This is a genomic window from Nostoc sp. JL31 (assembly GCF_017114965.1).
GTDB classification, from domain to species: Bacteria; Cyanobacteriota; Cyanobacteriia; order Cyanobacteriales; family Nostocaceae; genus Nostoc; species Nostoc punctiforme_A.
In genome coordinates this window covers 68,264-93,168 of the sequence record NZ_JABXKO010000068.1, presented here as the reverse complement: position 1 = coordinate 93,168, position 24,905 = coordinate 68,264, and the positions used below count along the sequence as shown (strand labels likewise).

The window sequence follows — 24,905 nt, the reverse complement described above, 5'->3', positions numbered from 1 at the left end:
TTTATGGCGCGATCGCAACTTGCTATTCAGTCCTCCGTTGAAGCCTTAGCTCCTGAGCTAGATTTAAATGCTCAACTTGCTAAAGTCGTTGAAGTTGAAGAGATATTCAATAATTGCTTCATACCAACCGATCGTGCTTCAGAATATTTCAGATGGTTAGATGAGTTGCGGATACTGAAACAATGCGGTCGAGTAATTGGCCCTAGAGATGTGGGGAAAAGCCGAGCGTCTCTTCACTATCGCCAAGAGGATAGGAAAAAACTTTCGTATGTAAGAGCTTGGTCAGCATCAAGTTCCAAGCGTCTATTTTCGCAAATTCTTAAGGATATTAACCACGCAGCACCAACAGGTAAGCGGGTAGATTTACGTCCAAGATTGGCTGGTAGTCTTGAATTATTTGGGATAGAACAGGTCATTATTGACAATGCTGAAAATCTCCAAAGAGAAGCACTCCTAGACCTTAAACAACTTTTTGACGAATGTCATGTTCCTGTCGTCTTAGTTGGAGGACAGGAGCTAGATAAAATCTTGGCCGATTTTGATTTGTTGACTAGCTTTCCAACACTGTATGAGTTTGACCGCCTAGAATACGATGATTTTAAGAAAACACTAAGTACAATTGAATTCGATATTCTGGCTCTGCCTGAAGCTTCTAATTTATCTTGCAGTCCTATATTCGAGATTCTAGCTGAAAGTACGGGTGCGCGAATAGGACTGCTAGTCAAAATACTGACGAAGGCAGTTTTACATTCACTCAAGCATGGATTTGGCAAAGTTGATCAAAGCATTTTAGAAAAAATCGCCAGTCGGTATGGCAGAAAATACATTCCCCCAGAAAACAGAAATAGCAATAAATGAAGATTATGACATTCTGCCAAGGTTGGGCTATGTTGAGCCATATCCAAATGAAAGCATCAGTCATTATCTGGGACGCTTGCGCCGATTTAAGGCTAACAGTCTTCCTTCAGGATATTCTTTAGGAAAAATTACTGGTCTTGGTGCTATCACAACGCGATGGGAGAAGCTTTATTTCAATCCCTTTCCGAGTTTTGAGGAATTAAAAGCTTTGAGTAAGCTAATTGGTGTGCAGGTCGAAAGATTATATGAGATGCTGCCACCAAAGGGTATGACTATGAAACCCAGGCCAATTCGGTTATGTGGTACTTGCTATGCAGAAGCTCCTTGTCACCGCATTGAATGGCAGTTCAAGAAGAAAATGAAGTGCGATCGCCACCAGTTGGGTTTGTTAACAAAATGTACTAACTGTGAGACACCATTTCCAATCCCTGCTGATTGGGAGCTAGGGGAATGCACCCATTGTTCCCTGCCTTTTGTAAAAATGGTGAAGCGTCAGAAGCGCTATTGAAAAAAACTCTAAATAAGAAAAAGACGTGATTAAGTTCACGTCTCCAGGTAATGGAAAATTAATGCATGAAAGTTATTAGGCTACATCCGCTACTAGCAAACCATTGACAGCGACGATGAAAATCTGTGCTAACTCAGGAGTGTTACAACAAGGTCTTTCATCTCTATTACAGGGTTGTGCTACCCATTTGCCCTCAAAATTCTGATAAAAAGTTCCGAGAAGCTGAGAACCATACCAAACTCGGTACATTTCTCCAAGATCATCTGGCACTGAGTCGATTTCAATTTCTGGTGCTACTGCATCAGCTAACTCCTCAACGTATTCCTCGAACTCGGATTGTGCCAAACTTTGGTTATCAAATACTTCTTGTGTAATCATGTGAATGACCTCATCAATGGGGTTGCACAAAAGGCGATCGCAGACTCTTCCCGGAGAGCGATCGCTTTTGTTTTTTCTATCACTTAATCTACGTGACACGTAGAATTGCGTCAAGTGTAGATTAATAAAACTTAGAATGTTATAAATCTACTTGTAAGTATAGATACTGATAAGTAGAGAAATCTACGTCTAGTAGCTACTAAACTGAGGATGTAGTGATATGCCTTTGGATAAAGTGATTCGTTGGAAATTAAATGAAGTGATGGCGCGAAAGCGAGTTAGAAACAAGGACTTGGCAGAGGTGTTAGGGATAACAGAAAATTCGGTTTATAGACTTCGCAAGGTTGACGAGATGCCGCGATTAACACCAGAACGCTTAAACGGGATTTGCAGGGCGTTGAATTGTCAGCCTGGTGAGCTTTTAGAATATGCCCCGGATGGTGGTGATGATAAGGTTGTTTCTATTGTTGATGTGGCGTGAGTGCGATCGCCACCAGTTGGGTTTATTAACAAAATGTACTAACTGTGAGACACCATTCCCAATCCCTGCTGATTGGGAGCTAGGCGAATGCACTCATTGTTCCCTGCCTTTTGCAAAAATGGTGAAGCGTCAAAAGATTTATTGACCTCTAAATGTCTTGGAGGAGATGGTGGTGTTGAAGCCTAAGGGCGGCTTGCTATTTTTATTCCTGCAAATACTGGAATGTAGTAAAAATAACATTGATTGCATTAGCAAGGTATTCACTTTACGTAAGTACATTTTTTCTGAATACCATCACTAATTACGCCTATTGTAAAATGTGCTAACTGCGGATAGTGTTCCCCCTAATCAATGGAGGTATGAGGAATGCTCACATTTTTTATACTTTGTGCAGGAATGGCAAAGCGTCAGAAGAAGTGTAGACAATTCCTACTTTTAACTTTCATCTAAGCCAAGCGTGGATATGCCAGTCACATAAGCATAAGGAATTAAAAAATAGGTGAAAACCAAGCTGGTTAATAGTTTCAGCAATTTAAGATTTTGCAATTTTACAGATAACCTCTCATTCAGTCACATGACAGTCACATAAGAATTGTAGAAGACGAATCATGCCCAGAATGGTACATACTTAGCATGTTTGCGAGACATATTTTCTGGATCGTAAGGTTTTATCAAGCCCGTATCGATTGTGTCTGATATGATTCGGGATGCCATTGAGTAGTTCTCATCTTTGATAGAGAACCGCTCTCGTAGTGATGAGTTCGTCATGCGATCATTGGATACATAGCGCAAACAGGCATGTTGGTAGCAAGCTCGGACTCGATCAGCTTTGTCCATATCGGCCAACTTCTTATAAGCAAAAAGTGTGACTTTTGTGTGATTAGTTGTAACTTGAAATTCGGGGGCAGGTAACTGGAAAAGCTCTACCATTAGGATAACTTTATCAATACCGCTTCCCCGCTCCTCACAGATGTTAATACGGCGCATAAAAGCAGCTAAATCCTCGTTACGAGAACGAGGTGGTTGATCAATAAACCGCATTGTATCAATAAGCGGTACACCTGGATTAGTAATCTCAATTCTATCAGTGAAAATTTCAATGAGCGGCCCCGTACCACTTATATTAAAATCTTGGTGAATAATTGCATTCGCAACTAATTCTCTAATAGCTAGTTCTGGGTACATCCGTTGTTCTCTGCGAAATGCTTGACCAATCTGCTCATTTTTAGGTAGTTGGTCATTAATAAACCCTAGCATTCCTTCAAAATCAGTAGCATAACCTTTGATGCCAGTTTGCTCTCGCTGGCTCTCAACCCTATTCTTACCCTTGTAGATTACTACTCTAATAGCCTTTCGAGACAAGCGTTCAAAGTTTCGTAAATCTTTTGCAAAAAGAATACCTCCTAGATTTGTTACATCAAAGATATTACCTGTTCTTTGTACAATAAGTCTTTCGGAGATTAATCGTTGTATTATGCCATCCCGATTATCTGGTAGACTTTGTTTTGTCAAATCGAAATAAGCTGGATAATTTAGATTTGTTATGACCTCATCCGCCGCTAAACTTTCTAAAGCTATACTTTTTTCAAATGGCTCAAGCGAAAATAAAGCCCATAATTCCCGCTCTTTCTCAAGAAAATCTTTAAGCAACTGTTTGTAACTACCTACACGGATATACTCAACTCCTTTGAAGCGAACAGGAACATGGTTTGCTTTAGGTATTTCAAAAAAAACTATATTTTTTTCTTCAAAAGTGAACTCATAGATTTTAAAGTTTATTCGAGGAGATAATTGGGTTGCTAGCCAATTTTCTAGTTCTTGATTTCCAATTTTTTCTAACCGAGGTTTAAATTTAGTACCTAATATATCGTGACTAATATCATCCACACCCCACACAATATAAGCGGTATTTTTTCCATGTAAAGTTGCAGAGTTAGATAAAGCTGATAAGTATTCCCCTATATCTTCTGGGCTACTATTATTTACTTTAAATTCAACCCACTCTGTTTCATGAGGTAATGATGTTAGTGCGAGTAATATTGATTTTAAATGAACTGTATCCATATTGCTGCTTCAGACTGGTAAGAACGCTATATCAAATTAGGAAAAGTATATAATAAATACAAAAATGAACTTTTTAATTGATTTTCATCTAATTCTCCTGTTTCCTATTTAAATTCAATATCGTAATTTTACAAATTAATTATACTATCTGCTCAGTATATTTTGGGTCAAATAAAAGCGATCGCACTCTAAAGCCATTCACAAACTTGCTAGTTTTGTCAACTCTCTTCGCCAATCTTCATCATGCCGTAGAGTAAGGATATGGTAACTGGTATTGTGCTTGAGATTATCCCGTTCAATTTGGTCTTGCTTGCGTTTTTCAGAGCTGTCATGAACTGAACCGTCGCAGAAAACAGCAATGCAATTTTCTTTATAAAGAAAATCTGGCTTACAGTTTGACTCTGGAATCAATTCTTGTGCAGTATCGGGTAATTTATACCCACCGTGATAAATTTCATCTAGAACTATGCGTTCAAATTCGGAATTGGGGTCTGTTTGTTGCAGGAGTTGTTGATACTGTTCATCACGGCATATTCCTTCTACCTGCACTGTACTGTTTTGCAGTTCATCAAGTAAGGGTTTGATAAGATGACGATTTATCAAAGCATGGTCGAACTGGTTGCGGTAAGAAAGTAAGCATTCATAGCAAGCTTGGACACAGGTATCTTTAGGTTCTTTGAAATGGCAGATATCTAAAGCTGCATCGGCTATTTTTTGAAAAGCATTCGGTTTTTCTAATAGTTGAGAAAGGACACCAGCGCCGCCTTCCGTAGCCTCCCAGAACAGCAAATATTTTCCGTCTCCCAGGCGTTCGGAGTCGAGTTCATCGGCTTCTAATTTGTACACTGCTTGGATGGCAGTTTCCAATACATATTGCAGGGTGGCAATAAAAGCTTCTCTTTCGTCTGTGGGTACACCTAATGGTTCAACAACCAGAATATTGCAGGTGTTTTTCACCATTAAGTTAACGTCGGCGTGAATGCTATCTTTTGCTGAGTCGTTTTTGGCATCGCCCCAAATACCAGTTTTGATATCAAGTTTAAATCCTCGTTCCTCACTTTTTTTCTTGTTCAGTCCGCGATTAATATGCCAGATGTCTGCCGTAGCGCCGTAAGTTAAACGTAATAATTCTGTACCATCGGCAGTCTGTACCGTTGCTGATTGGCGTTTTTGCTGGTCGTAACGGAAATGGGTGGTGATGTTGTAACCGTATTTCAGGCGTTCTTCTTCGTCGCAGGTAATGCGTTCTCGTCTCCAAGCGAGCGCAGTTTCCATTGATAATAAGCGTGTAAGTAAAGCCTTATTATTGTTACTATCGGCAAGTTTTGCCCCACAGTTCTCACAGGTATCGCGGTTACTGGTTGCCCCTTCATGAAAATAACCGCATTTAAAGCAGACATTTACCCGTTGATAGTCAGCACCACTAACAGGGATTTTGGTTTTAGCCACCATAAATTTACTACCCTCATAGTAAATAACATTACCAGGGGCAAATTCTCTCAAAGCCACGCTGCGGAGGCGGGAAATAAATTCGCCACTTTCCTCTGTGGGAATAAATGCCCGGACTGGTAAGCGGGGGAAGTTAAACCCAGGTAAAAATCCCTCGGCAGCAAAGTAACGATAGGGGTAAAATTCAAACTGATTATTGCTTTTGCCTTGGACTTGTCCTACTAACAGGTCAATTTGTCGCAGTGCTTCTTTTTCTTGGGCTTTAGCGATATCCCGTTCTTCTTGGGTCGCATAGCCTCTGGTGTAACGACTTGTGCTGTCGCGGGCTTTTTCTAATTGTTCAACTGCATCTTTGTATAGTCTACGCCAGCGATCGCAAGCTCGATCAAAGGCATTATCTGCATTTTCTAGGGTAAAATGTAACCAATTTTCAGAATACCAAGAGGTTTTGTTCAGATCGTTTTGGCAGAAAGTATCAGATAAAATCAGTTTTGTAGCTGCCAGACATTTGGCTAATTTTTCCTGACTCATAGTGATTCGCTGACTTACATCTTCTTTTAGCGGACAGTCCGGCGAATCTAACTCCAGAATTTGGTTCATGGAATTTTCCAGGTATAAGCCAGTGTGTGCCAGCCAAATTGAATATACGTGAGATTTAATTAAATCCTGGTTTGCTAGTTCTAATTTGGGTGGGGCGACGACACCAGCAACCATTTGACTTTGACGTTTAAAGAAATATTGGTCGTGACCGCTACCAATGGAGGCATAAGTAATTACTAAAGCTTCCTGTCCACTTCTGCCGGCGCGACCACTGCGTTGGGCATAGTTGGCTGGACTGGGGGGAACATTCCGCAGATGGACAACGCTGAGGTCGGAAATGTCTATCCCCAATTCCATTGTCGGGGAGCAAAATAAAGTTGCTAATTTGCCATGACGGAATGCGTCTTCTCGTTTCTGGCGGTTTTCGTTTTTTACCTGTCCGGTATGTTCTCGCCCTTCTAGTGCTTTAATTTGATGAGCGTTAGTTTGGTAGAAGTCTTGAAAAAATTGGTTGACAGAAGTATTTCTGTCGCTACCCTGCAAGCGACGGGAGGTTAAAGGGTCGGGGGGAATTTCACTTAATTTTGAGGCTACCCAGACCATTGAATTAATTTTTAGTTGGACTTCTTCTTCTTTCTTGTATAAGTAACCTGCGTCTGCCAAAGCATTTACCAGAGCATTAATTAATTGGTTATAATCTGACTCTGGCAAAGGTTTTTGCAACCAATTCCATGCCCGATTAGAACGCAGAAAGCGCCCGATTTCACCACGAAAAGTCAGTCTAATTGTATTCCGCCGTGATTTACCTTTTTTCTCCGTGGGGCTGAGGCTTGCCCAACTAGCTTCGTGTAAATATTCAAAAGTATCAATTGTCCAAGGGTCTTTTAGTGCTTGGGATACTTCCTTTTTCAGTTGTTCTGTACCCTCTCGTTGTAAAATTTTCGCATCAATTACCAATTTTTTTCTGAGGTGGTCGAGGAAGGTTTTAACAACAAAATATCTTTGTGATGGTGAGGCTTGTAGTAGAATTGGATGGCGGTATTTTTGCCAGAGTTGAGTATTTTCACAAGTTGCTAAGAGTTCGGCGTATTCTATGCTTAATAAACCGCATTGTTCTAGATTAGGTTGGACAATTCGCCAACCGCGACGCAAATCTTCGTATAGCCGATATTCAATTAAATTGCTAAAAGCTTCTTCATTCTTGCGTTTACCAAAGCCAAATTCTGCGGCTTCGATTGCATAATCTGCTTGAGATAAACCCATCTGTTTGACAACTTCCGCCGCAAGTGCTTTGTGAGTTAACTTTTCATTTTCTTGAATAGCACTATTCAAAGCTGCCCGTAAGAAACTGGTTTGGACAAAATCATTGAAATGTCCTGCCTGTAATGAAGCATCCTGACGGTTATCAGTAAAGCTGAGGATTTTTGCGGCTTTGGCTTTCTCGCCAGTGAAAACTTGCTTGAGGCGACTGACGGTAGAAAGACAAAGTAGAGTTGTTGCGGTACTACGTCCTTCACTACTTAGACGAGAGAGTTTGGTAAATTCGTTTTTCTTTTGATCGTACAATACACCGCAGTGGAGACAGGTAAGAAAGGGTTTGGGAATAAACCAACAGGTAGTTCCCTGTAATACAGAGTTTATGACTTTACCGTTGGGTAGAACTTGCAGTTTGTGGGGAATAAAAGGTGCATATTTTTTTTCGGGAATACGCCCTTGTCTCTTAGTTTCTTTAAACCATGAGTCAGGAAGTCTCTCTTCGTCTTCTTTATCCCAAAGTCCGGGTTCATCAAGGGTTAGGTAGCCTTCCTTGATATCTTCATTGTCAAGACTATCTAAGGCTGTGGGTAATTGGGGCAGTACAATATCTTTTTCCGAATCGTAGCGTACCACATAATAGTCTTGTCCGCATTCCCGACAAAAGACGAGGGGATAAAGCAGGCGGTTTTCGGTGGTTGTGTACTGGCCTTCCAGGGTGAGAAGTCGTTTGTCTCGATTTTCAATGGTGGCGTAAACGCTACCCCCTTGGGAAATAAACTGATGCAGGCGGAATGCCAATCCCTTAGTTTTGCTTCCCCAAAGAAATATCTGTTTGAGGATATTTAAGCAAGTTTCCTCGTTGAGTTGGGTTTCATTTGCGAGTTGATTTGCACCTGTTTCTAGGGTGATGGGTGTGAGGCGGACGAGATGTCCTTGTTTGTCTTCTAAACCAAAGTTCATCTCTACCCAGTGGCTTAGGGAATGCTGTTTAAAAGCGTCTAAGGTTTGTTCGGGCTTTGGGGGTAAACCTTGGATAATGCTTTCCCGCAATTTTTCGGTGGTGGGTGCAGCACTTTTGATAGAACGTTCTAAAGTTTCATCAATGACGTTGCTGGGTTGAATTTCTACGCCGAATAATTTACTAGCAACATCTGCCACTACCTGACGGCGTTGCTGGCGGGAACCTTCGGAAGACATGGTGGCGCTAGTGCCAATACACAGAAGTTTCTGGCCGCAGCGTTGCCGAAGTTTGCGAATTAAGATGGCGACATCTGCACCTTGCCGTCCTCTGTAAGTATGCAGTTCATCTAGTATCAGAAATTTTAAATTGGGGGATGCTACTAATTTATCTTCGTGAGTGCGAGAGAGCATTAACTCTAGCATCACGTAATTTGTGAGCAAGATTTGGGGCGGGTTGTTTTGAATTTCGGTTTTCTTATCTAGTTTTTCTTGCCCGGTGTACTTTTCAACGCGAATATGGGTGTTAGGTACTTGTTTGAGAAATTTTCTTAATTCTTCTTCCTGAGAATTAATTAGGGCATTCATGGGATAAACCAAAATAGCCCTAACTCCTTTGATTTCAGGATGGTGTAGCAAATCATCAATGATGGGTACAACATAAGTTAGGCTTTTACCCGAACCCGTTCCTGTGGTGACAACGTAGGGTTCTTGACGTTGTGCTGTTTCAAAGGCTTCTTTTTGGTGATAGTGGAAGGTAAAAGGTTTACCATCTTGTGAGAAGTAGCGTGTACAGTCGGGATGGAGAACACCTTGCTGTACTAATGTAGTGACAGATGCGCCTGGACGATATTTAGGGTTAAGTTGCACTAAAGGGTCAGTCCAAAGTTGACCTTTTTCTAACTCGTTATCGACAAATGCTTTTACTTTTTCGTCGCGGATTTTGAGGAAGCTTTCAATATAGCGGCGATAGTCGCCAATTACTTCGTTACGGAAATTAAATATATCAAGAAATTGAGAATTGGTGAGAGAGGATGAATTACTCTTTACTGGTACTTGAGGAGTTGTTCGACCTAAGCGTTGGTCAATCCATTCTCGAAGTTGGTAGTTAAAAGTTTGAGTAATAGTAGAAAAGTTGAAGATTTCTTCGATTTCTTGTACATCCCAGCTTTGAGGAATACCCGTAAATAGAAGGGCTAATTGTTCGGGTGTAACAGCTATCACTCCTGTACAATCTAGCAATGCTAATTTCTGACCTAATAAATTGCTAATAGGTAAAATTGCATTTTCAGGTTGCTGTAATAATTCTTCTAGTTTTACAGTAAAAGCCATATTTTTAATTGTTAAAATTGATAAGTCTTAAGGTTTAGCTTTATTGTTTAAGAACTAAACATTCTGTCCCAAGCTTCTAATACCAATCTTTGTGTGCGGTATTCACCAAATTGCTTAATTTCGTTATTCTTCAAAACGCGGAATGTTTCGCTGGGGAAGTCTGCGCCGTAGACATCAGCAGGGTCTAGGATATATCGCAGTTCATCACGGGTGAGTCCGTAGAGTTTGGCATAATATGCATCTAATTCTGCTCTTAATAATACGCGTCTGTTGGGGTTCCAAATGAAGGGTTCACCGTCGTATCCCATATCTATGGCGAAGGGTTGTAAATCCCAGGCGGTGTAGACTAATTCAAGTATGCGAGTGCTGATAAATTCGATATTTTTAAGTGTGTAAGCTTCTGGGGGAATGACAGGGAGTTGTTTAAGTATGAAGAAATTAAGGTTATTACCGCCTATTTTTTGCCGAGAAAAATAATCAAATACTAAACAATTAAAATTGCCTAATAGGCATGAGATTAAAGACACATTATCTATTTTTGTAGTTACTAGAAATGCGCTATTGCCAAAACCACAAAGCGGAGTAATGCTAAAGATACAAGTTCTTTCACTAGTTGCATTAGTAATCGCTCTAAAAGCCAAAATCCATTTTTTGTTCCACTTACCGTGTAATCGGTTTTCGACTTCTTTTTGCTCGATCCAGTAAAAACTTTGAACAGCAAAATCCTTATTTTGCTTCATTTCATCTGTTGCTTGAGGTAGGATGCCAGAATTTAAATTTAATTGTGATGCTCCTTCATAGGTTGCAAAGCGATGATCGAACTGATGAAACATTTTAGCTTCAAAAAGTGGAACTAAGCCACTTTCTGATTTATCCTTAAATAGGATACTGTCTGTGTTCATCATAAACATTATCATAAGTGAAGCATTCCAACAATTAAATCCTATATGCTCATTTTCTAAAATAGGTAAACTTTGATATATTCTTTTTGTTAATTTAGCATCTATTTTAGTTCTAAAAATAGGGCAAGTTTTTGTGTTTGGGTTCAGTAATTCAAAATCATTTGGGTTTATTTCTACTATTCTGTTCAAATCATAAATATCAGATAGGTTGGTTATCTTAAACACAAACTTTGTAGATGCGTCACTCCTGCTACCGCGTATTACGAGAATGCAAAAAGGCTCTCTGCTCTGTGAACCAGAGAAAAAGTTGCGGATTTCAAAGAAGTCAAAAAGTGCCTCAATCTTTCCTCCTACTGCGATTGATTCAAAGAAGTCTTTAGTTGAGTTCTTGGTCGCAATACTTGTTGGGGTAATTAACCCAGCCTTCCCTTCGTGCTTTATTATTTTACTAAAAAGTTCTGTAAAGACTGCATAAGTATTTATTCTGCCTTTTGCTGTTAACTGAAATTTTCCTGAAGTTTGTAAAAACTTGTTTTGAGCATCAATTTTATGCTTGGCTATTTCAAATTCAGCGTATAAAATTGATTTGTTATTTTTTAGCTGTGTAATCATCCGATCACGAACAGACATATTTTTAGCTTCAGCAATTTCTGGGCAACGAACAGCAAAAAACTCTCTTGGATCAAGTTGAATCATTTCCCAAGGTGGATTTCCTAAAACACAATCAAATCCACCTACATTAAATACTTCAGGAAATTCTAAACACCAGTGAAAAAAGTGGTTTTCTTCAGCTAACTTATTCGCTGCATCTACAATCTTATTTAATTCGTAGTTCGTAATCCTTAATTCGTAGTTATCCTCTGATTTACGAACTTTTTCTACTTGTTCACGCTTTAAACGGTTTAATGCTTCAGTTGTAGGTAGTAACTGTAAATGATGCTCAGTTAGTGACATAAAAAATGCTGCTGTCCATAAGTTGCAAGCAGAATATTTCAACCACCAACTAGATTCAGTTAGATTCTCTTTATATTGCTTTTGCTTATCTTTAACTTGTTGTGGTGTGGTTTCAGGAATTACCCCCAACTGTCGCCACATTTCTGCATAATCTACGCTATCAGTTTCTAACTTCTCATCAATTGATAGTTGTCCTGCTTTCTCTCGTTCGTTTTTATTCCGTTTCTTAAGCTGTGTAGATAGTTTTTTATCATCACCTGTTAATGGCTTAAACGCTTCATCAGGGATTCCTTCATCCAAACAACTCAAATCCATCACTCCCACAAGGGAATTTCCACACTTAATCCTGTGGTCTAAAAAGTTAAGAGGCAAGCCGCGAGAAAAACCTTCAATCCATAAGGCTACTTTGCACAAATCAACAGCCAAGGAGTTTAAATCCACCCCATAAATACAATTTTGAATAACATCTCGAATCGCTAACTTTAAAGGTTCACTACCTGGTTCAGCTTCCCCAGTGCGAATTTTAGCTAATTCCTTTCCTACCCGACGTGCTGCGGCTAAGAGAAAATGACCCGAACCACAGGCGGGGTCTACAATTTTGAGGTCGAGAAGTGCTTTTTCTAATTCGTAATTGCTTTCTGCATTCCGAAGCTTTTCTTTCGTAGTGCGAAGTTTTTCTTCAATTACAGGTTCTAAAGCTGTTTTTATCAGTTGTCCTACTAACTGCGGTGGCGTATAGTAAGAACCAGTAGTTTTTCTTTCACTACCAAATACTAGTTTGAATTCATAATCTTTAGGAGAAATTTCTGGGTGAAAATCAAGGAGACTTTCATATACACTACCCAATTCTTCCACATCCAAGGCAGCATAATTTACCCGTCGTAATTGCCCCTTATCTTGATATAATGATAACTCCCGAATCGCTACTAGCAAATCGTGATTATCAATAGCACAATCATCTAAAGCTGGTAGAGTGTACGAACCAAATAAATCGCCATTTAATGGTGATAATCCTAAATATTTTCCCCGCCAATTTTCATCAAACAGCAAGAATGTAACCCGCAAACCCTGCCATAAATCTTGAAAGCCTTCCCGCCGCCAATGGGGACGCTCGGCTAACTCTCGCAGTCGCTCAATGCTGTAATATTCTCGGTAGATTCTTGCTTTCTCTACATCTTCACCAATTAATAAATTACGGCACTCTGCCACCATCAAAAACAGCAGGCGATAAATCAGCCGCAACAGTTGGCGATAATATCCGATATCTGTTAATTCTGTACCAGCAGCAAGCTTCTGCCGCAAGTTTTCATTACTGGGATGTTGTAGAAAACCAGTGCCTAACTGTATTAGTGCTTTTTCTACCCCATCCCGGAGTCTGTCGCGTACCCGTCCGCCCTGTTGCAGTGCTTCTTGGTGGTAATATTCCAGCAAGCACTTATCGGCATCATCCATACCTTCAGGCAAGCGGGAACGGTGAAACAACCGATAAAATAGCCCAAACTCGGCAAAGTTCTCACCGTTGAGAATCTGTTCTAAGTCAAATTCAACGTAGGTAAGACGAGTCATCAAGGAAGAGTCGCGCAGTAAGCGCCAGCGAAAACCGTTAGTTGCGATCGCCCACAGATGTTCCGTCTTGTTAAGATACTCCTGCACCAGTGCGTGTGCTGATAACCTGGGTATGCCATTGGGAGGACGATGATCTATCTTGATGCGACAACCAATAATGTGGATAGGTGGCTTGTTTTCGCCTAATTCCGCACGATGAGAAATCGCATAAGTTTGTCCCTCTACCACTTCGGCTTTAGCAGTGTAAACAGGGTTATATCCGAGACTTCGTAGTAAGGGAACTACCCACAGTTCGCGGGTAACGCTGGTAGCGGTATCATCTGCATCTAACCTGTCTAATTGCCGTTGAAATGTTGCCCAATAAGCTTTAGCATCACCCCATGCGATCGCAATTTCATCTGCTAGCTTATCAGTTTTGCTAAAACCAAAATCCTCTGGTGCTTGCCCTTTAAAATTACCTGCCAACAATTCAGCAGTCATATCTGCTGCTAATAAATTACCTTCAATCTGAACGCCTGTTAATGTAATTATTGCTACACTCATCTCTGACGCACCTAATATTAAAAATTGTCTAAAAAATTACGAATTACGAATTACGAATTACGAATTTTCCCAGGCTGGAGAATATAAACGCCTAGAATGTCCATCGGTAGCTGTGGTTTAACCTGAATCTGTCCTTCTTGGGTGATGGATCTGACTCGCCGATGGGATTGGGAAAGAGAATGCGATCGCTCTCTAGCAAATAGTTCTAAATCAGGCTCAATCTCTGTAATTTTGCTGAGTAACTCTTCAATTTCCGCCTGTTTGATGCCTGGAGGTGCATCACCCACAGGGTTAGCTTGTTCCAGCAAAGATTTTGCTTCCTCTGGTGTCAGCCAGATGGGATTAGATGGAGGGCCTGTAAATCCAACTACTGCACACTCCTCCGCCAGCAAACTTTGGTGTTTTGGACTGTTTAACAAATGCCGCAGCCGCAATAACAGCAAAGTCGTGCGCTTGGTGACAGTATCCGTCGTAGTAAAACCACACCGTGCTGCGATCGGGTCTTGACTATTGGAGAGTGCATCTTCAATAATGTGACGCGCTAAACCTTCTACCAATGGGTGATTCCGCCCTACATATTCCACCCCTTCTGGTGCAGGGGTTGTAAAGGTGAGCAAGCGCGGCTTATCCCCCAGTGCAGGCTGGAGAAAATCAGGAATTGTGGATAGTAACCAACCCTGTTTTTTCTTGCTTAACGAACAAGATAGGCGATTTGCTGCTGACAACACGAACCGTTCCACATCCTGTTCATTACCCAAAATTCGGTCAGATTCAATCAGTTCTCGCTCTACCTCCACAGGTTTGATTGACCGTTGAGCAAAGCGAGTACGGCTAGTTTTTTCTCGCTCTACTGCTTTGTCCCAATTTTTATGAACTTGCTCAACAGCAGATTCCTGTTCATCTAACAAATCCAATAGAGACAATTGCACCGCATCTTGAGCGCGGTCAAATAAAGATTTAAAAACAGCTTCCGACACTGTGGTGCTGTCCATTGGTACGGGGACAGTAATTCCCAAGGTCTTGTGAATTTGTACAGCCTTGCGAATTAGCACATCTAAAACTGCACCATCTACCGGATTATCTGAACCGTAAAGCAACAAGGTTTTGACTTGACTTGCAATTTGACCATAGCGGTCAATACGTCCTTCCCGTTGCTCCAAGCGATTGGGATTCCAGGGTAAATCGTAGTGAATCACTGCACTGAAGTGAGATTGCAGGTTTACCCCTTCGCTTAAACAATCGGTAGCTACCAAAACTCTTTGAGGATATGACTTTAACTCTTGCAAGCGAATTTCCCGTTCGTCTTCCGAAAGTTCCCCAGTAATGGCAATGACTCGAATTTGACTCCCCTTTTTTTCTAGTTTTTGCTTGAGAGTATCAGCAACATAATTGGCTGTGGCAATATAGCGACACCAGATAATCGGGTTAAACCCTTCTGAAAGCAGGGTTTGTATGGAAGCGATACATGATTGTAATTTTTGGTCTTTCTCACCCTGTAACTTTTGAGCTGCTTGCACAAAAGCTCTGAGTTTGCGTTTATCTATCTGTATCGCCATAGCTTTGCTGTCCCTGTTCTACGACCACAGTAGGAGTTGCATCAACAGCTTGTTCCTGGTCTGTGGAGTCGTAAACGTAAGAAATCATTAAATCTTCGTCTAAATCAGGAAGTAAACTATCGTCACCAGATTTACTCACCTGACGGTTTAACGTTGCTACTGCGGCGGCAGGAGAAGACATCACACAACGAATCAACGCTAACGCTGACCAATAACGTCCCCGACGCTGGGCATAGCTCATATCCTGTGTCGTAGTTTTTACTAGCCCACGAGCGAAGTTGTAGACATCATCAAATAATTGCTTATATTCCTTTGATAACTTGTAAGGCTTTTCTTCTGAATCTCTTTCAGGAAAAGGCGTTTCATTCCCCAACCACTGTTTAACATCTGCCCGCCGACGCTGAATAAAATGACTCGCCAGTTTATCTCGCTGTTTCTCTGTTAGGCGGTCTAGGGTTAATTGCTCAAACTCCGGCTGGAGCAATCCTAGCAGTGATAAAAACGACTCTTCAATGCCACTGTGAGGAGTAGCAGAAAGTAATAATAAATGGCGATCGCTTTTCTCGGCAATCTGCTGAATTAATTGATGGCGTTGCTGCTGAAATGTACTCTTGCTGCTGGAACGGGTACAAGTATGCGCCTCATCCACAATTACAAAATCAGGGCAGTGTGTAATAAAACTTGCACGACGGCGTTCTCCCTTGGCATAGTCCAAGCTAACAATCAGGTGTCGATAGTAACTAAATATATGAGAACCATTTGGGATTGCTCTCTCCAATTTAGAAGCTGTTCCAGAACGGACTACCACAGCATCAATATGAAACTTTTCGCGTAATTCCTGCTGCCACTGGTCGCATAAATGAGGAGGGCAAAGGACAGCTATCCGCTTTACTTCACCTCGATCTAAAAGTTCACGAGCAATTAATCCACCTTCAATGGTTTTCCCAATTCCCACATCGTCGGCAATTAGCAGCCGCACAGTCTCTAATCGCAACGCCATCAATAAAGGCACTAACTGATAAGGACGAGGACGCAATGATAAACGTCCCAAACATCGAAATGGGCCTGCTCCACTTCGCAGCAAGTGACGTGCTGCATCCATCAGTAGCATTGCTGCTGTATGGTCTTTGATACTGATAGCGTTTGGTAAGGGAAAGTTTGCTGGTTGCAGAGTTTCTATCCCCAACTCCTGAAGCTTCTGATAAATTCCCGCGATTTCCTCTTCGTTCCCTGAGAGAGGACGCAAACGAATAACATCTTCATTTTCGGCAGGTAATACAACCCACTGCCGATTGCGACAAGTGACTATAGAGCCTGGTATGGGGTTTAACGTTTCCGTCATCATTTCTCTGTATTTAAAAGTAGGCAACAGAGGACAGGCAGTAAGGATTGATTTCTTACTACCTGCCCTCTCTAAAGTGCCAATAGATATTATTTGTAATGTTTAATCGGTAACTAAGTTACCTCGTAAAATTACGATTAATATATAAAGTTCGGTACATCTCTTTAATAGTACAATTTAAGACAAAACACCTCAGCAACATTACGGTAAAGTAAGAGGTGTTGTACCCAAGGTAGTTTTCCAAAGACTAAATTTTAATTGCTGGGTTTCTTGCGAGCAAATTCAATTTACGCTTGTGCTGAAGCAACACACAGCATTTTAAAAAGCGATCGCACTAAGAAAAAAGAATGCGTAGGCGTAGCCATCGTAGACATCGCCTCTGCTGTTCAACAATTACAGCCAAGTTCTTAGCTAGAGTTTACACAAGTAAAAGGCGATCGCTTTCCACAATCCTGCTACTTTTCATCAGTAGCGGACTCTTTCTTTTTTAACCAATCTCTAATCGCCTCCTCCAAAGCCGCAGTCTGGGTCAATTCCAGACGCGCACAGGCAATTTCAAAAGCGATTTTTAAGTCTTTAGGGAGTCTACCCCGAACTTCTCTAGTTTCTTCTGCCATCCTAATTTGAAGCCAAAGCTTGCGGCTTTCATTTTTGCACAGCCTCTCAGCAAAAAAACATTTGCGTCATTGCGCTATTACGGCATTGCGCTATAATATTAGAAGTAAAAAAACAATTAACAATCCTGTCAGTGTTGCCCAATCCACAAAGCTGAGGACACCATGAGCGTTATTACAATTCAATGTCGCTTGGTTGCGGAAGAAGACATTCTCCGTCAACTGTGGGAACTTATGGCTGAAAAAAATACACCACTTATCAATGAATTGTTGCTACAGGTAGGAAAGCACCCAGGATTTGAAACTTGGCTAGAAGAAGGCAAAATACCTACTGAATTACTCAAAACACTTGTTAACTCCCTCAAAACCAAGAGTGTTTTGCTGGTCAACCTGGGCGCTTTTACACCTCAGCGATCGCTTTAGTGGATTATGTATATAAATCCTGGTTTGCGTTACAAAAACGCAGAAAGTACCAAATAGAAGGGAAAGAGCGTTGGCTGAAAATGCTCAAAAGCGATCTAGAACTCGAACAAGAAAGTCAATGTAGCTTAAACGTAATTCGTACTAAAGCCACCGAAATTCTTACCAAATTTACCCCCCAGTCCGAGCAGAATAGCAACCAGAAAAAGGGCAAAAAGACTAAAAAATCTACAAAGTCCAAAAAATCTTCACTTTTTCAAATTCTCTTAAACACTTACAGAAAAACAGAAGACCCTCTTACTCGTTGCGCTCTCGCATATCTGCTCAAAAATAAGTGTAAAATCAGTGAACTCGACGAAGACTCAGAAGAATTTACTAGAAATAGACGCAAAAAGGAAATAGAAATTGAGCGATTAAAAGACCAACTTGAAAGTCGCATACCTAAAGGTAGAGATTTGACAGGAGAAGAGTGGTTAGAAACTTTAGAAATTGCTACAGCTAATGTAGCTCAAAATGAAAAAGAGGCAAAAGCTTGGCAAGCAGCACTTTTAAGAAAAACTGCTGATGTTCCCTTTCCTGTGGCTTACGAATCTAACGAAGATATGACATGGTTAAAAAATGACAAAGGTCGTCTCTTTGTTCGGTTCAATGGCTTGGGAAAACTGACCTTTGAGATTTACTGTGATAAGCGTCATGTGCAGTACTTTCAACGCTTTTTAGACGATCAAGAAATTAAACGCAATAGTAAAAATCAACATTCAAGCAGTTTGTTCACTCTGCGTTCAGGGAGGCTTGCTTGGTTCCCAGGTGAGGGAAAAGGTAAAGTCTGGAAAGTAAATCAGCTGCATCTTTACTGCTCTTTAGATACTCGGATGTGGACTACCGAAGGAACTCAACAGGTAGTTGAAGAGAAAGTCACCACAATTACCAAAACTTTAACGAAGGTAAAACAGAAAAATGACCTCAAAGATCAACAGCAAGCTTTTATCACTCGTCAGCAATCAACGCTAGATCGAATTAATAACCCTTTCCCTCGTCCCAGCAAGCCTAATTATCAAGGTCAACCCTCAATCTTAGTTGGCGTTAGTTTTGGTCTAGAAAAGCCAGTAACAGTAGCGGTGGTAGATGTTGTTAAAAATGAAGTTCTAGCTTATCGCAGTGTCAAACAACTACTTGGTGAAAACTACAATCTTCTCAATCGCCAGCGACAACAACAGCAACGCCTATCTCACGAACGGCACAAAGCTCAGAAACAGAATGCGCCAAACTCTTTTGGTGAATCAGAGTTAGGGCAATATATAGATAGATTATTAGCAGATGCAATTATTGCGATCGCCAAAACCTATCAAGCAGACAGCATAGTTATCCCAAAACTCCGCTATATGCGTGAGCAAATCAGTAGCGAAATCCAATCCAGAGCAGAGAAGAAATGTCCTGGTTACAAGGAAGCTCAACAAAAATATGCCAAAGAATATCGTATGAGCATTCATCGCTGGAGTTACAGTCGATTAATTGAGAGTATTAAATCCCAAGCTGCAAAAGTCGGAATTTCTACTGAAATTGGTACACAGCCAATTAAAGGTAGTTCACAAGAAAAAGCAGAAAATTTAGCCGTCTTTGCTTACCAAGAACGTCAAGCCGCTTAAATTTAATTTACTAATCCGAACCTAGAAAATATAATATTTTTATAACAGCGCCGCAGTTCATGCTCTTTTGAGCCAATGTACTGTGAAAAATCTGGGTTAGTTTGGCGGTTGTCAGACCGTCATGCTTTCTGACCCTGGTAGCTGCCCGCTTCTGATGCTGCTGTCGCAAGACAGGATAGGTGCGCTCCCAGCAATAAGAAGTAAGGCTTTTAGCCATAGTCGTTATTCATAACGGTGTGGATTACCACAGTGGTGGCTACTGAATCACCCCCTTCGTCGGGGGAACCCTCCAAATATTTTTTTGGCGTGTCAAAGCGGGGGCAAAATCCCTGGAGTCCCGCCAAAACTTTAAAACCCTTATCCAGTCTTGACTTAAGAAACTAGTGTGTCAATGCATTTAGTTTTTTAATTTGCAATTCGAGACTTTTTAAGCAGACCTGCCAAATTATGTGTATGGAAAGCTTTTATAGCAAGGGTTCTAGACGGGTAGAGTTTCAACAACCATCCCGGCTAGGGGTGGGTTGAAAGGGATAGTCCAGAACTTTGCCCGGAAGCGTAACCAAGGTTTCAACAACCATCCCGGCTAGGGGTGGGTTAAAAGCGGTGCGACTTTATAGCGTTGATGCTTTTGAAGCACTAGTTTCAACAACCATCCCGGCTAGGGGTGGGTTGAAAGTCGGCAATTGAACGAAGGGATTGTACTAGCCAAGGTTTCAACAACCATCCCGGCTAGGGGTGGGTTGAAAGGATTCCTTCATAAACTTTTATCAGCAGTTCGTGAGTTTCAACAACCATCCCGGCTAGGGGTAGATTGAAAAAATAAGCAATAGAAAATATGTACTCGTACTAACCAGATTTGAAAATGGTTAAAAAGTACAACTAAGTTATTAGGAGGGTTGAAAGGAGTGCTGCGATCGAACAAATGTTAAGGAAAAATAATTTGCTTGTGGTAAATTTTACAGTTAATGCCGAAACAAAACGACGTTAATTTGCGAAAACCTAATATACTAAAATTAGTGAGACAAACTTACGAAATCGACCTTAATTGGCAAAAAGCGACATTAATTTGCGAATTGCGACATTTAATCTGCGAATGTACATGGAGAATAACGGATTCGAACCGATGGCCTCTGCGGTGCGATCGCAGCACTCTACCAACTGAGCTAATTCCCCTTAATCTATTGTTAAGTCAAGAGTAATATTACTCATTAACTCAAGACATTATCACCATAGATTATTCTAACATTCAGTTACCGATGGTTGAAGCTGTTTTTGGGAATAAACTTTTTGCACCCGTTCGAGTTCCAAATCACTGAGATAATCAACAGTCCAGTTACAGCAGCGCTGGAGCATGTGGAATGGGTAAGTATTCGCTACACCAACTACTTGCATCTGCGATCGCTTCGCCGCTTCGATACCTGCTGGAGTATCTTCAATTGCCAGACACTCTTGTGGTTGGAGATTCAATTCGGGATATTCTTTATTCAAGCGTTTTACTGCCAGTAGATAACCATCGGGTTCTGGTTTACTGGTAGTGATGTCATCACCTGCAACAATGATTTTAAAATGTTCAGCTAGTTTAGCGCGATTGAGTACCAGTTCTATTTCTGTGCGAATCGCGCCACTAACTAATCCTAGTTTCAGACTGCGCGATCGCACTTGAAATATTAAGTCTTCTACACCTGGATATAAAGGCAGTTTCTTTATTTTTTCTAGTTCCACCGTATAAGCTTCGGCTTTGCGGTACAGCAACTGAGTTAAATAGCTTTCATTGCCTACTCTACCACGGTTAGCGAGTAGTTGCTGAAAACAAGCGCGATCGCTGCGTCCTAAAGAAGCTTGACGCTCGCTCACCTTTTGGGGTTGGAGATTTTCTTCAACGAGAATCTCATCGATCAGTTGCAGGTGGATTGGCTCATCGTTAATGATGACACCATTAAAATCAAAGAGAACTGCCTTTAAACTCATGCCATTATGCCAAACGCTGGAGAACCAAGTCCCTCCAAATCATTATTATCTACTGATGTGGGAGTATACTGACGGACATTTTCGGTTGCTATTGGTTTTATGCCGCTAGTTACCTGATTTATCCACCATACATCCTGCGATCGCACTGCTTCAAATCCGGCCGCACCCATATTCGCTTCTGTACTACTAGCAGCATACTCACGAATATATGGCTCCTCAAAAACATCATTGAGCCATTCTAACTGACGCAGAGTCTTCTGATTCCCATCGAGAATTAATACTTGTCCTCCAGTTACCAGCAAGCGGAAGCTTTCTCGCAGAATTGCTAGAGACACTGCATCTGGTGTTTCGTGGAATAGTAAAGAAGCTGTTACTAAGTCAAATGTTGCGTCACTCAAACCAGTTTTTTCAGCATTTCCGTGTCGCCAGACTATCTCCAAGCCAGCATTTCTAGCTTTATCTTCCGCCCTTACCAACATATAGGGTGATAAGTCCAAACCAATAACTTCCGCATCCGGGAAAGCTTGTTTTAACATTAAGGTAGTGGAACCAGTGCCGCAGCCTAAATCGAGTATGCGTCGTGGTTTCACCTGGACAGCATCAACTAAAACTTGACGTACAATACTTTCATTAGGCGGTAGAACGTATTGAGTAACCGGATCGTAAGTAACTGCTGCATCGGAATTGAGATATCCGCCAGCAATACCGTGAAAGTTTTGATTACTGTAGTACGACGGAATTATGACATCATCTCGCCGATAGCGATCGCTCTCTTTCTCCCAGTCAATACTATCAGCGTAACGCCGTAACCCATCTTCATCAATCAAAAGACGCACTACAGGGGATAAAAAACGTTCCCAGATTGTATCTTGACGCACTGCCATATTGTGTCGGAACTTTAAGGAGCTATTTAAACACAGTGATTTTCTTTACAAATTTTAATACATTGGGAAAACATTTGCTTTCTCCCTGTGGTGATAGATTGACGCTTGTAATCAATTCTGTTACATTTATAATACAAAAATGTAATTCCTAAAAGTAGTTCTTCAGCTTCACGAAAATTCAGGGAGTCAAATGAAAGACAGTACAACATATAAATTGCTACAACTAACTAGGTAATGGGTTATATGTCATACCGATAAGTGTCACTGCCCTATACCAAATCCAAAATCTAAAATTTAAAATCCAAAATAGAAAAAATTATGCCCTACGAAAAGTTAGAAATTACCACACCAGCACCCGTCTTATCTTGGGCAAATCATTCTTTGGGGCCAGAAGAAACCAAAATGGCCAAGAATGTGGCATCATTACCATTTGTATTTAAGCACGTGGCATTAATGCCAGATGTTCACTTAGGAAAAGGTGCTTTAGTGGGTTCCGTAATTGCAACCAAAGAGGCAATTATCCCAGCTGCTGTCGGTGTGGATATTGGTTGCGGTATGAGCGCTATCAAAACAGCATTTACCGCCGAACAACTAGAAGGTAAACTCAAGAAAATCCGCTTGGATATTGAAGCAGCAATTCCGACTGGATTCAACGAAAATAAAGACGTTGAAAAATCCGTCAGCAATTGGCAACACTGGGATGATTTTAAAGACTTGCATCGCGGTGTGCAAGACCTACAAAGTAAAGCAATGAAACAGATGGGTTCTCTCGGTGGAGGAAATCACTTTATTGAAGTGTGCCTTGATACAGAGAATCAAGTTTGGCTAATGCTGCATTCTGGTTCGCGTAACATTGGCAATAAACTCGCCCAGTGTCATATTCACACAGCCAGAGAATTAGCAAAAATGACAGGTAATAAATTGCCTGACCCCGATTTAGCTCACTTTGTCGCTGGTACGCCAGAATTCCAGGCATATTGGCACGATTTGCAATGGTCACAAAACTATGCGCGTGTCAACCGCGATGTGATGATGGCGCGTTTTAAGCACATAGTTGAGAAGCATCTGGCAGGTGGGAAGGCAACTAAACCTTTATTGCAGGTTAATTGTCATCACAATTACGCCGAAAAAGAAGTGCATTTTGATGAGGATGTGTACGTTACTCGTAAGGGTGCAGTCCGCGCCCAGACTGAAGATTATGGGATTATTCCTGGTTCGATGGGGGCAAAGTCTTTCATTGTTAAGGGTAAAGGTAATGCTCATAGCTTTTGTTCTTGCTCTCACGGTGCAGGACGTTTGATGTCTAGAAATAAGGCAAAAAATGTCTATACGCTTGATGATTTGATAGAGCAAACAAATGGCGTAGAATGCCGCAAAGATGAGGGTGTATTAGATGAAATTCCTGGTGCTTATAAGCCGATAGAACAAGTTATGGCAAATCAAGCGGATTTGGTTGAAGTTGTAGCGACGCTTAAGCAAGTTCTTTGTGTTAAGGGATAAGTTTGTAGGGTGGGTAATGCCCACCTTTTTTATTTTTTTAAACGCAGAGGCACGCTGAGGTAAGCGCAGAGGTACGCTGAGGAAGAAATGATTGTTTTAAGTGAATCGACTGAACAAATACAGCCATCTGCTAGGGCTAGCGAAAAGAAGTTAATAGTGTAACTTTGTCACGCATTAGCTTACTATCTTTTTTGTAGTAGCTCATAAATGAGTAGCAACGTGAAATCTGAACAACTCTCAGCCATTCATGTGGCAAGCGGAAATCTTGTGCCGATGAGCAGCAAACCTCCTATTTTATCCAGCACTAATCACTGGAACGGGATTGTGCTTGAACAGCATTATTTACCCGCCTTTGAATGTCCAGAGCTTTGTTTACAGCAGCACAGTATTAATATTTGGCTTGGTAATTCATGTCAAATAGACTGGCGGCTAGCAGGTGGAAGGTTACACAGTACGCAGATGAGGAGAGGTTTGGTTAATGTCACTCCAAAGGGGATTCCGACTCAAGCGCGTTGGCACCAGGAAATAAAATTTCTCCTAGTCTCTTTTGATTCCAGCCTATTTAAGAGAGTAGCAGATGAGCTGAACGTTGGAAGCAATGGCACTATTGAAATTATCCCACAGCGCGGAGTCTGCGATCGCCAAATTCTTCATCTGGGAATCGCACTCAAAGCAGAGCTTGAAGCCGGATGTCCATCTGGTAAACTATATGGTGAATCAGTAGCGATCGCTCTAGCAGCCCATCTCCTCAAAACTTATTCTGGAACACGGCAACTAAACTCAGAGTTTGAGGTTCATCTTTCTAAGCGTCAATTACGGCAGGTAATTGATTATATTTATGACAACTTAGCACTAGAATTAACGGTGGTAGAACTGGCTAGTCTAGTGAAATGAGTTCTTATTCATTCTGTCGTTGGTTTAAACGTTTAATGGGTCTTTCTCCACATCAATACGTTATTCAATGTCGGATTGAGCGAGCTAAATTTTTACTTGCTTATACTCAATTACCTATTATCGAAGCTCAACCAGATATTTCAGGGTGTTGTCGTATGTCACTTTGATATCAGTTTGCACATAAACTCATGTAGAGACGTGATATCGCTACATAGTTTGTCTATCAAAAATTTAAGTTTAAGTATTATTTGTTGTTAGCGCTACTCTACGAAAAAGTAATGTTCGCTGATAG

The 24,905-nt window shown here is 41.1% G+C and carries 16 protein-coding genes, 1 tRNA gene, 1 pseudogene and 1 CRISPR repeat array; of the genes and pseudogenes, 8 read left to right on the top strand and 10 right to left on the bottom strand.

Going from position 1 to position 24,905, the window contains the following annotated elements:
* The first annotated feature begins 3 nt into the window (after positions 1-3).
* Both HWQ43_RS16085 and HWQ43_RS16080 read left to right on the top strand, forming a co-directional pair.
* A complete protein-coding gene (locus HWQ43_RS16085) occupies positions 4-858 on the top strand; it encodes an ATP-binding protein (RefSeq protein WP_292735567.1) in 855 nt (284 codons plus the stop codon).
* Positions 812-1,366 (top strand): TniQ family protein, encoded by a 555-nt coding sequence (locus HWQ43_RS16080; protein ID WP_292735564.1) that lies wholly within the window; start codon positions 812-814, stop codon positions 1,364-1,366. Before HWQ43_RS16085 ends, HWQ43_RS16080 begins: the two co-directional genes overlap by 47 nt.
* Positions 1,367-1,441: 75 nt before the next feature.
* Here HWQ43_RS16080 and HWQ43_RS16075 read toward each other — a convergent pair whose 3' ends face one another.
* On the bottom strand, positions 1,442-1,843 hold the full coding sequence (locus HWQ43_RS16075) for a hypothetical protein (protein WP_292735561.1): 402 nt from the start codon (positions 1,841-1,843) through the stop codon (positions 1,442-1,444).
* A 121-nt stretch (positions 1,844-1,964) separates the two neighbouring features.
* On the opposite strand from HWQ43_RS16075, the gene HWQ43_RS16070 reads away from it, so the two are divergent.
* The gene (locus HWQ43_RS16070) at positions 1,965-2,225 is read left to right on the top strand and encodes a helix-turn-helix transcriptional regulator (RefSeq protein WP_190895668.1); all 261 of its coding nucleotides are present in this window, start codon (positions 1,965-1,967) and stop codon (positions 2,223-2,225) included.
* A gap of 606 nt (positions 2,226-2,831) precedes the next feature.
* Here the strand turns inward: HWQ43_RS16070 and HWQ43_RS16065 are convergent.
* The 5 genes from HWQ43_RS16065 to HWQ43_RS16045 all read right to left on the bottom strand — a co-directional run bounded on the left by HWQ43_RS16065 (position 2,832) and on the right by HWQ43_RS16045 (position 16,690).
* On the bottom strand, positions 2,832-4,289 hold the full coding sequence (locus HWQ43_RS16065; RefSeq protein WP_190895669.1) for an RNA-binding domain-containing protein: 1,458 nt from the start codon (positions 4,287-4,289) through the stop codon (positions 2,832-2,834).
* Between the two features lie 198 nt (positions 4,290-4,487).
* Positions 4,488-9,824 carry a DEAD/DEAH box helicase gene (locus HWQ43_RS16060; RefSeq protein WP_292735549.1) on the bottom strand — a complete coding sequence of 1,779 codons (5,337 nt, stop codon included), beginning with the start codon at positions 9,822-9,824 and terminating at the stop codon, positions 4,488-4,490.
* A 47-nt stretch (positions 9,825-9,871) separates the two neighbouring features.
* Positions 9,872-13,789, bottom strand: coding sequence for a DNA methyltransferase (locus HWQ43_RS16055; protein ID WP_292735546.1), 3,918 nt, complete (start codon positions 13,787-13,789; stop codon positions 9,872-9,874).
* A 50-nt stretch (positions 13,790-13,839) separates the two neighbouring features.
* The gene (locus HWQ43_RS16050) at positions 13,840-15,345 is read right to left on the bottom strand and encodes a helicase-related protein (RefSeq protein WP_292735543.1); all 1,506 of its coding nucleotides are present in this window, start codon (positions 15,343-15,345) and stop codon (positions 13,840-13,842) included.
* A complete protein-coding gene (locus HWQ43_RS16045) occupies positions 15,326-16,690 on the bottom strand; it encodes a DEAD/DEAH box helicase (RefSeq protein WP_292735540.1) in 1,365 nt (454 codons plus the stop codon). Before HWQ43_RS16045 ends, HWQ43_RS16050 begins: the two co-directional genes overlap by 20 nt.
* Before the next feature lie 267 nt (positions 16,691-16,957).
* On the opposite strand from HWQ43_RS16045, the gene HWQ43_RS16040 reads away from it, so the two are divergent.
* Positions 16,958-17,098, top strand: coding sequence for a hypothetical protein (locus HWQ43_RS16040; protein WP_292735537.1), 141 nt, complete (start codon positions 16,958-16,960; stop codon positions 17,096-17,098).
* A gap of 44 nt (positions 17,099-17,142) precedes the next feature.
* On the opposite strand, the gene HWQ43_RS16035 is transcribed toward HWQ43_RS16040, so the two are convergent.
* Positions 17,143-17,304 carry a hypothetical protein gene (locus HWQ43_RS16035; RefSeq protein WP_190894696.1) on the bottom strand — a complete coding sequence of 54 codons (162 nt, stop codon included), beginning with the start codon at positions 17,302-17,304 and terminating at the stop codon, positions 17,143-17,145.
* Between the two features lie 162 nt (positions 17,305-17,466).
* Between HWQ43_RS16035 and cas12k the strand changes: the two are divergent.
* Positions 17,467-19,367: pseudogene (gene cas12k, locus HWQ43_RS16030) on the top strand (type V CRISPR-associated protein Cas12k).
* Positions 19,368-19,858: 491 nt separating this feature from the next.
* A CRISPR array of direct repeats spans positions 19,859-20,185; the repeat unit is 37 nt; unit sequence GTTTCAACAACCATCCCGGCTAGGGGTGGGTTGAAAG.
* Positions 20,186-20,467: 282 nt separating this feature from the next.
* On the opposite strand, the gene HWQ43_RS16025 reads toward cas12k, so the two are convergent.
* The 3 genes from HWQ43_RS16025 to HWQ43_RS16015 form a co-directional block, all read right to left on the bottom strand.
* Positions 20,468-20,540, bottom strand: a tRNA-Ala gene (locus HWQ43_RS16025).
* 66 nt (positions 20,541-20,606) lie between these two features.
* The gene (locus HWQ43_RS16020; protein ID WP_292735531.1) at positions 20,607-21,335 is read right to left on the bottom strand and encodes an HAD family phosphatase; all 729 of its coding nucleotides are present in this window, start codon (positions 21,333-21,335) and stop codon (positions 20,607-20,609) included.
* A complete protein-coding gene (locus HWQ43_RS16015) occupies positions 21,332-22,219 on the bottom strand; it encodes a class I SAM-dependent methyltransferase (RefSeq protein WP_292735529.1) in 888 nt (295 codons plus the stop codon). Before HWQ43_RS16015 ends, HWQ43_RS16020 begins: the two co-directional genes overlap by 4 nt.
* A 318-nt stretch (positions 22,220-22,537) precedes the next feature.
* On the opposite strand from HWQ43_RS16015, the gene HWQ43_RS16010 reads away from it, so the two are divergent.
* The 3 genes from HWQ43_RS16010 (at position 22,538) to HWQ43_RS33785 (ending at position 24,780) form a co-directional block, all read left to right on the top strand.
* Positions 22,538-23,719, top strand: coding sequence for an RtcB family protein (locus HWQ43_RS16010; protein ID WP_292735526.1), 1,182 nt, complete (start codon positions 22,538-22,540; stop codon positions 23,717-23,719).
* A 219-nt stretch (positions 23,720-23,938) separates the two neighbouring features.
* The gene (locus HWQ43_RS16005) at positions 23,939-24,613 is read left to right on the top strand and encodes a hypothetical protein (protein WP_292735523.1); all 675 of its coding nucleotides are present in this window, start codon (positions 23,939-23,941) and stop codon (positions 24,611-24,613) included.
* A complete protein-coding gene (locus HWQ43_RS33785) occupies positions 24,610-24,780 on the top strand; it encodes a helix-turn-helix domain-containing protein (protein ID WP_366932835.1) in 171 nt (56 codons plus the stop codon). The genes HWQ43_RS16005 and HWQ43_RS33785 overlap by 4 nt, the downstream gene beginning before the upstream one ends.
* Positions 24,781-24,905 lie beyond the last annotated feature (125 nt).

Coding starts and splice junctions, on each gene's coding strand:
- HWQ43_RS16020 (WP_292735531.1), bottom strand. CDS start 21,335: ATGAGTTTAAAGGCAGTTCTCTTTGATTTTAATGGTGTCATCATTAAC.
- HWQ43_RS16060 (WP_292735549.1), bottom strand. CDS start 9,824: ATGGCTTTTACTGTAAAACTAGAAGAATTATTACAGCAACCTGAAAAT.
- HWQ43_RS16080 (WP_292735564.1), top strand. CDS start 812: ATGGCAGAAAATACATTCCCCCAGAAAACAGAAATAGCAATAAATGAA.
- HWQ43_RS16015 (WP_292735529.1), bottom strand. CDS start 22,219: ATGGCAGTGCGTCAAGATACAATCTGGGAACGTTTTTTATCCCCTGTA.
- HWQ43_RS16085 (WP_292735567.1), top strand. CDS start 4: ATGGCGCGATCGCAACTTGCTATTCAGTCCTCCGTTGAAGCCTTAGCT.
- HWQ43_RS33785 (WP_366932835.1), top strand. CDS start 24,610: ATGAGTTCTTATTCATTCTGTCGTTGGTTTAAACGTTTAATGGGTCTT.
- HWQ43_RS16070 (WP_190895668.1), top strand. CDS start 1,965: ATGCCTTTGGATAAAGTGATTCGTTGGAAATTAAATGAAGTGATGGCG.
- HWQ43_RS16065 (WP_190895669.1), bottom strand. CDS start 4,289: ATGGATACAGTTCATTTAAAATCAATATTACTCGCACTAACATCATTA.
- HWQ43_RS16045 (WP_292735540.1), bottom strand. CDS start 16,690: ATGATGACGGAAACGTTAAACCCCATACCAGGCTCTATAGTCACTTGT.
- HWQ43_RS16010 (WP_292735526.1), top strand. CDS start 22,538: ATGCCCTACGAAAAGTTAGAAATTACCACACCAGCACCCGTCTTATCT.
- HWQ43_RS16050 (WP_292735543.1), bottom strand. CDS start 15,345: ATGGCGATACAGATAGATAAACGCAAACTCAGAGCTTTTGTGCAAGCA.
- HWQ43_RS16055 (WP_292735546.1), bottom strand. CDS start 13,789: ATGAGTGTAGCAATAATTACATTAACAGGCGTTCAGATTGAAGGTAAT.
- HWQ43_RS16035 (WP_190894696.1), bottom strand. CDS start 17,304: ATGGCAGAAGAAACTAGAGAAGTTCGGGGTAGACTCCCTAAAGACTTA.